Source organism: Bradyrhizobium elkanii WSM2783, assembly GCF_000472865.1.
Lineage (GTDB): Bacteria > Pseudomonadota > Alphaproteobacteria > Rhizobiales > Xanthobacteraceae > Bradyrhizobium > Bradyrhizobium elkanii_A.
This window is the reverse complement of record NZ_AXAP01000001.1, coordinates 197,192-210,120: the sequence shown is the minus strand read 5'-3', so window position 1 is coordinate 210,120 and position 12,929 is coordinate 197,192. Positions and strand designations below refer to the sequence as shown.

General features: G+C 59.9%; 16 protein-coding genes. 3 read left to right on the top strand and 13 right to left on the bottom strand.

What is annotated here, in order from left to right; genetic code table 11:
• Window positions 1-19 precede the first annotated feature (19 nt).
• From YY7_RS50210 to YY7_RS0100960, 3 genes are all read left to right on the top strand, one after another.
• A complete protein-coding gene (locus YY7_RS50210; RefSeq protein ID WP_051396418.1) occupies window positions 20-913 on the top strand; it encodes a hypothetical protein in 894 nt (297 codons plus the stop codon).
• Window positions 914-1,665: 752 nt separating this feature from the next.
• Entirely contained in the window at window positions 1,666-1,866 is a 201-nt protein-coding gene (locus YY7_RS0100965) for a hypothetical protein (protein WP_028161595.1), read from the top strand.
• Window positions 1,867-2,010: 144 nt separating this feature from the next.
• Complete coding sequence (locus YY7_RS0100960; protein WP_028161594.1) at window positions 2,011-2,724, top strand: response regulator transcription factor; 714 nt, start codon at window positions 2,011-2,013, stop codon at window positions 2,722-2,724.
• Here YY7_RS0100960 and YY7_RS0100955 read toward each other — a convergent pair.
• The 13 genes from YY7_RS0100955 to YY7_RS0100895 form a co-directional block, all read right to left on the bottom strand.
• Window positions 2,690-3,148, bottom strand: coding sequence for a hypothetical protein (locus YY7_RS0100955; RefSeq protein WP_155254982.1), 459 nt, complete (start codon window positions 3,146-3,148; stop codon window positions 2,690-2,692). The genes YY7_RS0100960 and YY7_RS0100955 overlap by 35 nt on opposite strands.
• Entirely contained in the window at window positions 3,139-3,636 is a 498-nt protein-coding gene (locus tag YY7_RS50205) for a hypothetical protein (protein ID WP_245287143.1), read from the bottom strand. Before YY7_RS50205 ends, YY7_RS0100955 begins: the two co-directional genes overlap by 10 nt.
• A 23-nt stretch (window positions 3,637-3,659) precedes the next feature.
• Window positions 3,660-4,142 (bottom strand): rod-binding protein, encoded by a 483-nt coding sequence (locus YY7_RS50200; protein WP_035688848.1) that lies wholly within the window; start codon window positions 4,140-4,142, stop codon window positions 3,660-3,662.
• A gap of 136 nt (window positions 4,143-4,278) precedes the next feature.
• Window positions 4,279-4,701, bottom strand: coding sequence for a hypothetical protein (locus YY7_RS0100940; protein ID WP_028161592.1), 423 nt, complete (start codon window positions 4,699-4,701; stop codon window positions 4,279-4,281).
• 7 nt (window positions 4,702-4,708) lie between these two features.
• Entirely contained in the window at window positions 4,709-5,458 is a 750-nt protein-coding gene (gene fliR / locus YY7_RS0100935; protein WP_028161591.1) for a flagellar biosynthesis protein FliR, read from the bottom strand.
• Window positions 5,455-7,542 carry a flagellar biosynthesis protein FlhA gene (gene flhA / locus YY7_RS0100930; RefSeq protein WP_028161590.1) on the bottom strand — a complete coding sequence of 696 codons (2,088 nt, stop codon included), beginning with the start codon at window positions 7,540-7,542 and terminating at the stop codon, window positions 5,455-5,457. The genes fliR and flhA overlap by 4 nt, the downstream gene beginning before the upstream one ends.
• 78 nt (window positions 7,543-7,620) lie before the next feature.
• Complete coding sequence (gene fliQ / locus YY7_RS0100925; RefSeq protein ID WP_028161589.1) at window positions 7,621-7,887, bottom strand: flagellar biosynthesis protein FliQ; 267 nt, start codon at window positions 7,885-7,887, stop codon at window positions 7,621-7,623.
• Window positions 7,888-7,890: 3 nt separating this feature from the next.
• Window positions 7,891-8,301, bottom strand: coding sequence for a flagellar hook assembly protein FlgD (gene flgD / locus YY7_RS0100920; protein ID WP_028161588.1), 411 nt, complete (start codon window positions 8,299-8,301; stop codon window positions 7,891-7,893).
• A gap of 17 nt (window positions 8,302-8,318) precedes the next feature.
• Entirely contained in the window at window positions 8,319-8,729 is a 411-nt protein-coding gene (gene flbT / locus YY7_RS0100915) for a flagellar biosynthesis repressor FlbT (protein ID WP_028161587.1), read from the bottom strand.
• 8 nt (window positions 8,730-8,737) lie between these two features.
• On the bottom strand, window positions 8,738-9,085 hold the full coding sequence (flaF, locus tag YY7_RS0100910; RefSeq protein WP_028161586.1) for a flagellar biosynthesis regulator FlaF: 348 nt from the start codon (window positions 9,083-9,085) through the stop codon (window positions 8,738-8,740).
• Between the two features lie 38 nt (window positions 9,086-9,123).
• Window positions 9,124-10,167 carry a flagellar hook-associated family protein gene (locus YY7_RS0100905; protein ID WP_028161585.1) on the bottom strand — a complete coding sequence of 348 codons (1,044 nt, stop codon included), beginning with the start codon at window positions 10,165-10,167 and terminating at the stop codon, window positions 9,124-9,126.
• Window positions 10,168-10,171: 4 nt separating this feature from the next.
• Entirely contained in the window at window positions 10,172-11,644 is a 1,473-nt protein-coding gene (flgK, locus tag YY7_RS0100900; protein ID WP_028161584.1) for a flagellar hook-associated protein FlgK, read from the bottom strand.
• A 34-nt stretch (window positions 11,645-11,678) separates the two neighbouring features.
• A complete protein-coding gene (locus YY7_RS0100895; protein ID WP_028161583.1) occupies window positions 11,679-12,917 on the bottom strand; it encodes a flagellar hook protein FlgE in 1,239 nt (412 codons plus the stop codon).
• Window positions 12,918-12,929 lie beyond the last annotated feature (12 nt).

The following is a 12,929-nucleotide window of genomic DNA, read 5'->3' as shown; positions in this document are numbered from 1 at the left end:
TTTGTCCGCCGACAAAATCATGGCCGAACCAGCAACCAACGAGACCGCAACCGAAGCGACGCCGACTGCCCCGCAGCCAACCGCCACTGATGCCGGCAAGAGCGGCGCATCGCCGCCGCGACCCGGCAATAAGGCGAAGGCCACCGCCCCTCGCCCGGCCGCAGCCACGGTTGACGAGCTGCTCGCCCAGGAGGCGCTCGCCACCATGAAGCGCACCCGCACAATGCCGCGGCCAGAGCCTGTCAGGCCCAAGGCGCGTACGCCGATCCCGGCCGCCACGCTCGTCGTCAAGAAGCCGCAGCCACGGACATGGATCGCGCCGTTCGTCACTCTTGCAGTGATCGTCGCGATCTCCTCTCTCATCTCCATAGGCGGCGTCGCCTACCTGGTCCTTCGGCCCATTGCGATTACCGCAGCATCGGATGCCGAGCTTCGCAACCTCCGTGAGGCGATGTCGCAACTGCGCCGCAACGTTGCGAGCCTATCAAGCGATGTCGCGGCGAACCGCACCGCATTCGACGCCGCAAACCGAGCCGCGAGCGACCGGTACGGCCGACTGGTCCAAAGCGTCGAGCGCGTCGAAAGAGATCAATCGATATCGGCCACCAAGGTCGAACGCATGGTCGAAGCAAAGCCGCAGGTTGCACGAACCGTAGCGGCAGCTTCATCCTCCGACGTCACTGGCACTATTCAGGCGCAGCCGCGGCAAACCACGGCGCGACGAGAGATCATCCCGGGTTGGCGCGTGCGGCGCGCTTATGAGGGCGTTGCCATACTTGAAGGACCAGCAGGTGTGATCGAGGTTACTCGGGGCCAGGAGGTGCCGAACCTGGGTCGCATCGAGGAAATCAAGAACGAGAACGGTGGCTGGCAAGTATTGACCAGCAAGGGCATCGTTGCTTCCGCGCGTTGATGTTGCCACTGCACGACTGATCGTGTGATGCGGTCAGTTCGCCAGATATGCACGCCAGCGTGCATTATTCCATATGATCGATAGCATGCACTGCGGCGCACCTATGACCGCTAGCGTGCATTGAGTTCCATGTGACCGCTAGCGTGCATTGCGTGCATGCCACGCACAGCAACGCGAGCACCACATGTTTCACTTTCCGCAGACTGCACTCGCGGCTGACGATCTGCATGTCGATCGTCAGATACACGCCTGTTGATGCGACGCATGACGAACAGCAGCGCCTCTATCGAACCTATGCGACGTTTTGACGCTCACCAAAATCAAGCGTTCATCACATCGACCGATGATCTCGCGTCGCGCCACACGATGATCTCGTGTTGGCGACACCACTTCAACTCCACGGCTACGAGTGATCGATGCTTATCGAAGCGTTTTCGCAGCGTTTTGACGACGGCGGAGATGCCAATTGATGAAAAGTCCGCCTAGCGCGCGCGAAAAAAATGATCTCGTCGAAACACGAATTTGTTCCACGACGGTTCCATGACGACGATCGTCGCTCTTGGCAGAAAAATTCTCTCCCTTTGTTTCAACTTAGAGGAGCACATTGCCAAGTATTCCGAGCAAATGGGTTGAGTAAGCGTTTCAATAAAGCAACATCTACTCGCTGACGAGTTGTCTCGCAGTAGATGCCTAGTTCAATTGCTTGACGATCATACTCCACTTCGACGTAATGGACGTGATCCGATTCGACAGTGCGCGAGCTGATGTTCATTCTTGATGTGACCTTCAACAACAAGACGCTGTTCGCTTCTCGCCGCAATTTCGATCGGTTGTATCGAGACCAGACTGCAATTGCACGAACAGTGCTGAGGAACCCAAAAAGATTGCCGGGCAGCATCACGACCACGGCAACGTTCCTCGTCGCCTCAAACGGCGGCATCACCCGCGCCTGATCAAGCTTTCGAGCAAACCAGACGCGCGTGCTTCGGTCTCAGTAACTTGTATCGGGTCAGTACCTGTTGTGTTGCGTAACCAAGCGGAGCGAGCACGCCTGCTCGACTCCACAACAACTATCTAGGGCAAACAGGGGCATCCACATGTTCATCGTCATCGATGATCGGGAGACCGTTACACGCGGCTATGCGGCTGGATTCGATCGCGAAGGCGTCGTTTCGATCGGCTTCTCATCGAAAGACTTTCGCGAATGGCTACAATCCGCCGTCGGCAATGACGTAATGGCAATCGGGGCGTTTATCCTGGGGGACTGCTCGGATCGAACGAGCATTCCCAAGAGCATCCGCAACAAGTCTCACGCACCGATCATCGCCCTGAACAACCTGAAGCAGCTCCGGGATACGATCGAGCTGTTCGAAGCCGGCGTCGACGACGTCGTCCATATTCCGATCCATGTTCGCGAGATCCTGGTTCGCACGGCGGTCATCCGCCGACGAACCGTCGGTCAATCAGCCGAAACGCCAACCAGCCTGATCCGCGTTTTTCTTGACGGCCGGGATCCGGAAATCGGCGGCAGAACGCTGGCCCTGCCGCGTCGCGAGCTGCGCATTCTCGAGCATCTGGTCGCGCACCAGGGAAAGTGGCTGACAAAGACCCAGCTCTTCAATGCGACCTACGGTCTTTTCGACTCGAGCTTCGACGAAAACGTGATCGAGGGGCACGTGAGCAAGCTTCGCAAGAAGCTCCGCAACCACCTCGGCTACGATCCGATCGAGTCAAAGCGCTATATGGGATACCGGCTCGACGACTTGCGAAAGCGGTCTAACGACGAATTTGATCCTTCGAAACATAATTGAAGTCCTGAACGAGCACGTCCTGCAAGACGTCAGCCTGAAGGCGCTTGTTGACGTGCTCTCTGACCGTACGTGAAAAGTGGGCGAGATCGAATCGAGAAAGGTTCTTGAAGTCGAGATTCTCGTCGGAATAGATTTTCCGAAATGCCTCGTCCACGACGAAAGCTTCCGGCGGCACCGGAAGCTGACGAAGCACTGTTGAATCCGCCGTGAAGACGAACTGTGCAACGATGTAGCCCTGGACGCTGCCATCAGCGATCATCGGCACGTTGATCACCCTCGTCTTCTCGTAGACGAGGCCGCCCGCGTAGTCCTGCTTGGCCGCAGGCGCGGCATGTCCTTCCTTCCAGTAAGACAGAGCCAGGCTTGCACCGACGGTGACGATGCAGGCCCAGACGCCTGCCACGAGCAGCCTGACTATTTGCATCCGCCCGGCCCCATCAATGAGTATGTGCCATCCGATTCAACTTCCTGGATCGACTTCGCGATGATCGCTGAGACTTCGCGAACGGCATCGAGATGCATTTGTAGTGCGGCCTGATTTCTGACGAGGCTCGCCCGCAGGCGCGTCAGGTGCGCGACCACACGAGGGTCGAACTCGATCCCCTGTGTCACGCGCATGGCCCTCGTCAGTTCAAGCAGGCCACGATTCTTGCGCTGACTAAAGGAATCAAAATCAACTTGCGCCCGGTTCTCGAGTTTGTCCGTTTCCTCTTCAATGGTCGCCGTGAGCCGCTCGATCGCATTCAACGCGTTCGAGTTGGTTCCCAGCCATTGAGCCGCGATATCCTGCGCATCCGTCAGCTCGGGCAAAGCTTGTTGTGACAGCGCCGGCAGACCGCCTCCCTCGGAAACAATCGTCGCCTGTGCCTCGAGGATTTCAAGCGTTTGTTGCTGCTCGTCATTCTGATTCATCGTTGCGCTCATCTTGCTGCAAATTAGCCGTTACCAGCCGCGGAATTGGCAACGGAGCGCGATTTCGCGAGCTGCTTGGCAATTCCGATTCCTTCACCCTTGGCCATCTCATTGCTGATCTGTTCAGCCAGCATCGACCGCCAGATCGTGCCGGCGGTTCCTTTGCCGAAAATCTCGCTCGCGTTCTGCGGCAGCATCGACTCGACGAACGTTTGCAGGACGAACGCTTCGAACTTCCGAAAGACGCCGCGATCGGTATCTGCCTTCCTGATGATCGTGGCGTGCCCGCTGCCGTCGATCGCGGCGCCGCGCAAAGCGTTCGTGCCTTGCTCAGACGCCGTGGGTCGTTCCAGTGCACCTGTCTCGATCTTCCGGTCCATCGCCGCGGCGAAGTCTTCGCCTGCGGACGAGGCGCGCTCAAGCTTGCCAGTGGCCATGCGCTGGGAGACCGGATCCGCGGCCTCCATCACATCCAGGATAAGATCCGGTACGGGGCTGACCGTCATGCTGTGACTCTCCTCGATCATGATCCGATTAAAGGGAATCGGATCATGACCTCATCTCTTTGTTTGAGCATGATCCTCCCACGCGCTTCGCGTTTGTCGCGAGGGAAAACCGGTTTCCACTTTTCCGGATCATGCTCTAGCGATCCAAACTGGTTTCATTGGCCTGCATTCTCTCGGCCGGCCGTTTCGCCGCTGTTTCAGTTACTTCCTCAAGGACGCGCTGCTCCCGCTGCCGGAATGCCTGCCGCGCGACCGTTTCAGCCATTCGGAGCACCTGCTTCAGTTTGCGGGCCTCGGTCATCGCATGCGAGGTGATACGCTCCTTCGCCTTGGCCACCACTCCTTGTTCAACGCTCGCGGTCCTCAGATTCTGACCCGCGTTTTGCGCCGCCAACGGCGTCACTCCGATCGCCTCGTTGAACCCCTCGATGATCCGACGCTGCCGCTCCTGCAGTTCCTGCTCCTTCGCCTGGCACTCTATGAGCTCCCATTGCGCGAGACGGTGCATCTTCGCCTGGACGGCGGCGATGCGACGGATTTTGCGATCTCTCGATTTCATGCGTCGATCAACCGGCCAGCCACGATGAAAATGCGATTGTGAATTGCAGCACGAGTTCGCGACTGGTCAGATAGACCAGCATAAGGCCGCCGAAGACCACGAAAGGCAGCGAAATAAAATAGACGGGAATGCTTGGCGTCAGCTTGTTGGCGAGCCCGAGCGCGAGGTTGACAATGACGCCGTAAACGATGAACGGGCTGGCCACCCTGAGTGCCAGGACGAACGCTTGTGAAAGATGATCGGTGAGCTCGGAGAGCCCGGTCTCGCCGCTGATGCCGACCGCCGGCGTCCAGATTCGATAGGAGTTAATGAGACCGCGGAGCAGCTCCCAATGTTGACCGGTCATGAAGAACAGGACGATCGCCGGCAATGTGATGAATGGCACGAGGGCCGGCATCTGTTGACCGTCTTCCATCGTTCCGGGTATTCCGCTGAGCCCGATCGCGGATGCCGCCATCGTCGCCATTGTTTCCAGGGCGAAAAAGAACACCGCGGCGGTCAGGCCAATCAGGAGGCCGATCACCAGCTCCGACATGATCGCACGGACGATGGCCGCCATCGCGGTTGTCTCCACGACAGGGCGTACGCTCGCCTCCAGCAAGGGCGCCAGCATCAGCGTGACGTTGATGGCCATGAACAGCCGGACCTGCACCGGAATGTTGGAACGCGAAAATCCCGGCGCGATCATCAAGCATGTGCCGACCCGGCAGAAGATCAGAAATGTGGCCAGCACGGAGCCTGATGCGCTCGCGATCAAGAAATTGCTCCAAGCGACTTCACCTCGACACCGCGCGCGATCTCGACGTGCGACAACACCGGCAGGGTCGGGAACACCCGCTCCGTAATCATGCGAACATATGGACGAACTTCCGGGGGCGCGACGAGCACGACGCTTTCGCCCTGCCCCATTGCCTTTCGAACCGCGGTCGTAACATCCGCCGCGAACTGCTCGACAAGGCGAGGATCGGCGTCGAATTCCACGATCTCGCCCTTGGCATCGCGTTTGAGGCTTTGATGGAATGCGAGATCCCAGCGATTTCCGAGCCGCAGCACTTTGAGCACCCCGTTGTCGGCGAAGTCACCGCAGATCTGCTGCGCGATGCGCATGCGAACGTGCTCCGCGATAGGTTCGGCGCGGCGGATAAACGGCGCGATTTCCGCAACGGCTTCGAGAATCAGATGCAGGTTCCTGATCGAGATGCGCTCAGCAAGCAGCAGCTTGAGGACCGCCTGCAGGCCCGAATAGGAGATTTGCGACGGGCAGATATCCTCAATGAGCCGCTTGTACTCGGGGTCGAGCCGATCCAGCAGGGCCCGCATGTCCTTGTAGGAAAGAAGCTGCGCCAGATTGCCACGGATGATTTCGCTCAAGTGGGTGAGAAGGACGGAAATGTTGTCCGCAACCTTGAAACCATCCCGTCTGACCTCTTCGAGGAACGTCTCAGGTATCCACATCGCCTTCATGCCGAAGGCCGGCTCCACCGTCTCGTCGCCCGGCACGTCCGGTTTACGAACACCATCGAAGAGCACCAGAACCTCGCCGATGCGAAGCTCATGCTGCGCCACGATAGTGCCGTGTATCTTGATGCGGTAGCTCTTCGGCCCGACGGACATGTCGTCCGTCAATTTGATTTCGGGAATCACAAACCCGTATTGGGTCGCAAAGCGGCGCCGTATCTTGCTGACGCGATGCGAAAGTTCCCCGTGCGCATGCAGCATTTGAACCGCAAGCTGGCTGCCTACGCAGAGCTCGACGTCCGCTGTCTTCAGATATTCCTTGATCGATTCTTTCGAGTCGGCCTGCGATCGTTCGCGCTCCTGCGCCGCAAGCACCTCCTCCTGCTGCCGTCTCGCCGCCTGCCGGCGGGGAAGCGCGTAACTCATGAATGCCATCACGCCGCCCAGGAAAGCAAAGGGCAGCAGTGGCAGGCCCGGCAGCATTCCCAGAACGAACATCATGAGCGCGGCCACCGACTGCGCGCGCGGATAGCCGCCGAGCTGCCTGAGCACCGTCTGTTCCGCCGATCCCCGTGTGCCGCCTTTCGAAACAAGCAGGCCAGCCGAAAGGGAGACGATCAGCGCCGGGATCTGCGAGACCAGACCATCACCGACGGAAAGCTTGGTGAAAACGTCTGCCGCCCGCGCCAACGGAAGGCCATGGTGAACCACGCCGATGACGATGCCGCCGAATATGTTGATCGCGGTGATGATCAGCCCGGCGATGGCATCCCCGCGCACGAATTTCGAGGCGCCGTCCATTGCGCCGAAGAAGGCGCTTTCCTCCTCCAGCTCCCTGCGCCGACGCTGCGCTTCCTTGTCGTCGATCAGCCCCGCGGACAGATCCGCATCGATCGCCATTTGCTTGCCCGGGATCGCATCGAGCGTGAAGCGCGCGCCGACCTCCGCGATACGCGTGGCGCCCTTGGTGATGACGACGAAATTGACCGTGACAAGAATAGCGAAGATGATCAGCCCGATGACAAAGTCGCCGCCCATCACGAACTTCGAGAAACCAGCCACCACATAGCCGGCCGCGTGCTCTCCCTCGGCCCCGCGCGACAGGATCACCCGGGTTGTCGCCACGTTCAGCGCGAGGCGAAGAATGGTTGCAATCAGGAGCACCGTCGGGAAGGCCGAAAAATCCAGCGGGCGCTGAATCCACAGCGCCACCATCAGGATCAGCGCCGAAAGCGCGATCGAGAAGGCGAGACCGACATCGATCAGGACCGATGGAACCGGCAGGACCAGCATCGTCAGGATGGCGACGATGCCGACCGCAAAAGCAACGTCGGCACCCATCCGACGCTCGCTCGGCAGAGCTGGGCTTAGTGCTTGGGCCATGGAGATTCCTGGGACACCATCATATCGGCACCTTGCAGCGCCTAGCTTGCGCGAAGGTGTTGGCCGCAGCGTCCCGCTTCAGAATCCGTGCTCGATCCGCGAGTAGAGCAGTTCGGTAAAGGCGTAAATGTGCGCGCCGATGAACGAGCCGGAGACGGCGACCACGATCAGCATGACCACCATCTTGGGGATAAAGGTCAACGTCATCTCTTGCACCTGGGTCAGTGCCTGCAGCAGCGCAATCAGGATACCGACGATCATTGCGGCCCCGACCGCGGGGCCAGAGACCACGATGATGGTCCAGATCGCCTGCTGGACGATGTCGAGAGCGTCCCGTTCGTTCATCGCTTAGCTGATCGTCAGGCCCGGCCCAAGCTGCACGTCGACACCGTTCTCGAGTGTCGCGACGGCTCCGCCCTGGATGATTCGCACAGACATGATCTTGCCTTTGATAGCCTCGCCTTCGGAGCTGGTGAATGACACCGTGCGTCCGACCAGGCTTTCGGCCTGGGCCAATGCGCTGGAGGACAGCAGCGTGTCGAGCTTGGCATTCGTCTGTATCGCCTGTTCGGTGGCGGATAGCTGCGCCAACTGACCCACGTACTGCGACGTGTCCGTCGGACTGGTCGGGTCCTGGTTCTTCAACTGCGCGACCAGTAGCTGCAAGAACTGATTGTAATCCACCGTCGCCGGCGCGGACGAGGATTCCGATTTCTTGTTCGCCGCCGAGTTTGCAGAACCCACGCCGTCAACGTTCATATCGTCCTCCTGATGTCTTACGCGACTTCGACGGGCCGCGGCAGGCCGCCGCCAGCCAGGATCAGCTGTTCGATCTCGAACAGAGCGCGAATCCTGCGCAAAGCCTCATAGTATCGTTTCGATTCGACCAGCTTCTCGATCTGCTCCAGGCCGTCCAGGATCTCTGTGTTTTCGGTGGCTGCGAGCAGCCCGGACCGCTGCAGCCGATAGACCGCTTTCGCCTCTTCGACGTCGTGCGGGCTCATGAGCATGAGCTGGACGACGAAATAGAGCTGGCGCAACGGTGTTGTCGCGTCCGTGACCTGCATGACCTGGCTCTCGAGCAGAAAAGTCACGTCATTGATCAGCTCAAGGGTCACCTTGCGATCGACCCTCAACACCGCGCCATTGATATAGATCCGCTCACCGCCGCGCAGCGAAATACAGATCGGCTTCTTCATGCGAGCGCGTCTCGAATAATGACGTTGATCTCGACAAGCTCCGCGACGTCGCAGGATTCTTCCTGCCGAATTCTATCTGCTTCCCTGATGATCCACAGGCCGATCGAGATAAGCTCGGCGCGCAACTTTTCCGGAAGCCCATTGCGGGCGCTCGAAAGGTCCTCCACGAAGAACGCCCAGAGCCTTCGAATGAACAACAGCGCCTCGGCATCCTCCGGGGGTGCAAGATCGCCGCCTTGCAGACGCCTCAGCAGATCGATCCCGTGGCTCAGGGCCCGTTGTTCCCGGGAGCGCGCCTCCCGCCCAGAGTCCTCGATTACCGCGTCGTAACTGGAAAATGTCATCTAACTCGCAGCCGGCTGGTTACTGACGGGATCGCAGATCAGAGATAGTTGAGGATGCTGAGCTGCTGAATGCGAGACGTGAGCGCCAGCGACATGTCCAACTGGTTTTTCAGGTTCGTGACGCGAACAGATGCCTCAGCCGTATCGACCTCCTCCATAGCCGTGACCTGCTTGGTGATCAGATCGGTCTGGATCTTCAGGCGGCTCGTGGCGTTGGTCGTCTGCTCCTGGGCAGTTCCCAGTTTGGCGCCGACACCGGCCAGGTCGTTGATCGCAGCACCGATAATTTCGGTCGCCTTGTCGATCACCACCTGGAACGCGTTCTGGTTGAGGTTCTGCGTGCCGAGGTCGCTCAGCATCGTGTAGGCCATCGCGAGCTTGCGAAATCCGGGCTCGTTGGCGCTGGCTGACGAGTCGATGGTTTCGGTCGTCGAGATGCGGCTCCGCATCACCTGATCGGAAGCGGACGACCAGTTTGCCCCCCAGGCCGGATCGTCGAACTGCGCCTTGAACGTGGTATCCAGGAAGTTCTGCATCGCTGCGGCGCTGATGCTCGAGACCGCCGGATCACTTTGCGTGAAACCGAAATTTGCCAGGAACGCGGCATCGACGGCATTCTTGTTGGTCGAGCCGGCCGCGTAGCCGGTGATCGGTTGCACGCCGGTATTGATGCCGCCGAACAGATATTGGCCATCCGTTGTGACATTCAGCGCCCCTATCAGGGCGTCGAGGTTGGCGCGCGACGGCGTGAGGATGACGTTGCCGCCATTGGCAGAATTGCGCGCTGCAAACAGGTCCTTCTGGAAGGATTGCGCGGTATTGATCAACTCGCCCACTCGCTGCTGCGATATGTCGAGCCGTCCGGCGACAAGAGCGTTGGTGTCCACCAGCTTGTCGAGATCGAGCAGCTCGGCCCTGAGCGTCACATCACGACCGGTGAGAGCGCCGAGCTCGCGGCCGACATCGGCGAATCGGCCTGTCGTCGCCTCTTTTGTCGCTTGTGCGATTGCGGTCTGGCTCTTCATGGCCGCGATGCGCAACGTGGTCGAGATCGAGTTGGAGGAAATGAACGTCGTAGCCATACCGTTACCTCACCGCCGCGAGAAGGTCTTTCAACATCTCGTCGATCGTCGCGATCAGCTTCGACGACGCAGAAAATGTGCGCTCGACCTGCAACATGAACGACATTTCGTCGTCCATATTGACGCCGCTGACGTTGGACAGCGCTTCCGCGCTGCGCTCAAGCAGCGTTTGACTGTAGGTCGCTTCATCGTTCGTGCTCTTGCGCTGGGCTTCCAGCCAACTCACCGACGAGCCGGCGAAGTCGATCAAGCTCGCATTCGGCTTCCCGAGAGCCGCCGGATTAAACGGACGGTTTGCCGCCATCCCATCCACAAGCTGCTGCACCCGAGTCGAGAAACCGGCGGCGCCGCTCGTGTTGTAGCGATAAGCCACGTTGCCGGAGATCGCACCGTCCCTCAGCAGCAGCGGATTGCCGCCGGCGCCCTGATCGACCGACGGGTTGACGAAGATGGTGCCGGCAAGCCCCGAGGATATCACACCCGCCGGCGGCATGGCCGGCGCTCCCGGATAGGTGAAAAGGCCGGGCACGTCGGGCAGCGCCGCCGCGGTCTGGTCGCTCTCCCTGAACGTCTCGATCAGGCCGCGCGCGATTTCGTCGAGCTGGTTTTGATAGGTGACCGTGGAATCGTCGCGGAGCGCGGCAAGGCCCGCTAGCTTTCCGCCATGGATCGGCATCACGGCAGACGCGCCGGTGACGGGCACGCCGTCAATATAGACCGCATTTCCGGTGGTGCCGGCGGTGTAAGCATTGGTCGGGGCAAGCGTGACCGATCGCGCCTTGGTCTCGAACAGCGTAACGCCCGAATCCGTGTAGATGACCATATCGTTGTTGGCACGGGTCGCGACCGTTACGCCCACCTCCTGCGAAAGCTTGGAGAGGATGTTGTCCCGCATATCGAGGTAGTCTGTGACATCGCTTCCGGTGATGGTCCCCTTGACGATCGATGTATTGACCGTCTCGAACTGGGCCAGCAGCTGGTTGATGGTCGAGACCGATGTCACCATGTCGGCATCGGCATCGGCGCGCACCGACTGAACCGTCTTCGTCGCGTCATTGAGTGCCGAGGCGACGCCCTTGGCCGCCGTTACCGCCGCTTGCGCGAGCGTGATATTGTCCGGCGCCGTCGCATATTGCTGCAGGGCGCTCTTCAGCTTGGCAAGTTGAGCGGCCGGCGACTGGTCCTGCTGCGGGTCGTCAACGGTTGTCGCCGCGATCTTCTGCAGGCCGTTATAGATCGAATCCTGCTTGGCGGTGGAAGAGGCCGCCTTCAGCACATTGTAGAACAGCCCCTGACTGGTGGCGCGCTGGATGCCGGCAACATAGACCCCGTTTCCCGGCAGCGACGCGACCAGCACATTCTTTCGCGAATAGCCGTCCTGCATGGAACCGGCGATATTGCGCGATATCACGGAAGCCTGCGCGCTGGTCGTCATGAGCGACGTGCGCGCCGAGCTGAGTGCGACCGTGAGTGACATGAGACCCCCCGTCCCGATGATACGCTGACGCCGCTTAGCGCTTCAGATTGACCAGCACGTCGAGCAGATCGGCACCGGTCTGGAAGACCTTTGAATTGGCGGTATAGCCGCGCTGCGACTCGATCATCGATGTCAGCTCGGCCGCAAGATCGACGTTGGACTGCTCGAGCGCCTCCGACTTGACGGTGCCCAGGCCGCTCCGCCCGGCGAAGTCGAGTTGCACGTTGCCGGAGTCGATCCCGACCGAGTAGACGTTGCCGGCCTCCGGCATGAGATTGTCCGGACTCGGCACCGTCGCAAGCGGGATTTTATAGGTGGCAAGCCGCGTCCCGTCGGTATAGATCGAATACAGGGTGCCGTCGGTATCGACCTCCACCTTGTCGATCGAGCTCGGAGCGTTGCCGTTGACGCTCGGCTTGAAGGCGAACTCCTTGGCGACCTGCGTCATCGCCGAAAGATCGAGCGTGAACGGCGAGCCGCCCGGGATTGTAAACGCGAGCGTGGTGGGGCTGGCCGCATCCAGCTTGCCTTTTCCGGTCGCGCTGACGTCGAAGGTAAACGTATCGGAATCCAGCGGCCCGCTTGAATAGGGGAAACCGCCGGCCGTCGATGCAGCATTGTCATACACGCGCACGTCCCAGGTGTTGGCTGCCGTCTTGAACATGTAGACGTCGAGGGTCACCTTGTTCCCGATATTGTCGTAGGTGACGATCGAGGTCTTGGACGTATAGGCGGGCGGCCCCGCGGTAGTGGCTGCGTTGGCGTCGAGATTGGCACTCTCCAGTGTCGCCCTCGTCGAAGGATTACCCTGAAGCGACCTTTGTGCGATGTTGACGACGTCCAGGCCGGTCAGACCATTGGCGACAACGTTGGGCGGACCGTTCTTGACGTTATAGCCCATCAAATAGAAGCCCGCCGCGTTGACCAGATTGCCTTCGCCATCCGGCACGAAGGAACCAGCGCGGGTCAGGAACGGCGTGCCCCCAGCGTCGGTCACGACAAAGAATCCGTTGCCCTGGATCATCATATCCGTGGCCGATGTCGTGTACTGCGGAGCTCCGGGATCGGAGATGGCATAGCGGACATTCGTCTCGACGCTGCCGGAATTGTAGTTGCCGGACCCGCTCCTCAGAATGAGCGAAGAGAATTCGGTGGCGGCACGCTTGTAGCCTGTGGTGTTGACGTTCGCGATGTTGTCGGCAACCGTCGACAGCTTGTTGGACTGCGCATTCATGCCGGAGCCACCGGTGCGCATAACACCATACAGACTCATCAATCATCTCCA

Coding starts and splice junctions, on each gene's coding strand:
- flaF (WP_028161586.1), bottom strand. CDS start 9,085: ATGACATTTTCCAGTTACGACGCGGTAATCGAGGACTCTGGGCGGGAG.
- YY7_RS0100895 (WP_028161583.1), bottom strand. CDS start 12,917: ATGAGTCTGTATGGTGTTATGCGCACCGGTGGCTCCGGCATGAATGCG.
- YY7_RS0100905 (WP_028161585.1), bottom strand. CDS start 10,167: ATGGCTACGACGTTCATTTCCTCCAACTCGATCTCGACCACGTTGCGC.
- YY7_RS50205 (WP_245287143.1), bottom strand. CDS start 3,636: ATGAATCAGAATGACGAGCAGCAACAAACGCTTGAAATCCTCGAGGCA.
- YY7_RS0100940 (WP_028161592.1), bottom strand. CDS start 4,701: ATGAAATCGAGAGATCGCAAAATCCGTCGCATCGCCGCCGTCCAGGCG.
- flhA (WP_028161590.1), bottom strand. CDS start 7,542: ATGGCCCAAGCACTAAGCCCAGCTCTGCCGAGCGAGCGTCGGATGGGT.
- flgK (WP_028161584.1), bottom strand. CDS start 11,644: ATGTCACTCACGGTCGCACTCAGCTCGGCGCGCACGTCGCTCATGACG.
- YY7_RS0100960 (WP_028161594.1), top strand. CDS start 2,011: ATGTTCATCGTCATCGATGATCGGGAGACCGTTACACGCGGCTATGCG.
- YY7_RS0100955 (WP_155254982.1), bottom strand. CDS start 3,148: ATGCAAATAGTCAGGCTGCTCGTGGCAGGCGTCTGGGCCTGCATCGTC.
- flgD (WP_028161588.1), bottom strand. CDS start 8,301: ATGAACGTTGACGGCGTGGGTTCTGCAAACTCGGCGGCGAACAAGAAA.
- fliQ (WP_028161589.1), bottom strand. CDS start 7,887: ATGAACGAACGGGACGCTCTCGACATCGTCCAGCAGGCGATCTGGACC.
- YY7_RS50200 (WP_035688848.1), bottom strand. CDS start 4,142: ATGACGGTCAGCCCCGTACCGGATCTTATCCTGGATGTGATGGAGGCC.
- YY7_RS50210 (WP_051396418.1), top strand. CDS start 20: ATGGCCGAACCAGCAACCAACGAGACCGCAACCGAAGCGACGCCGACT.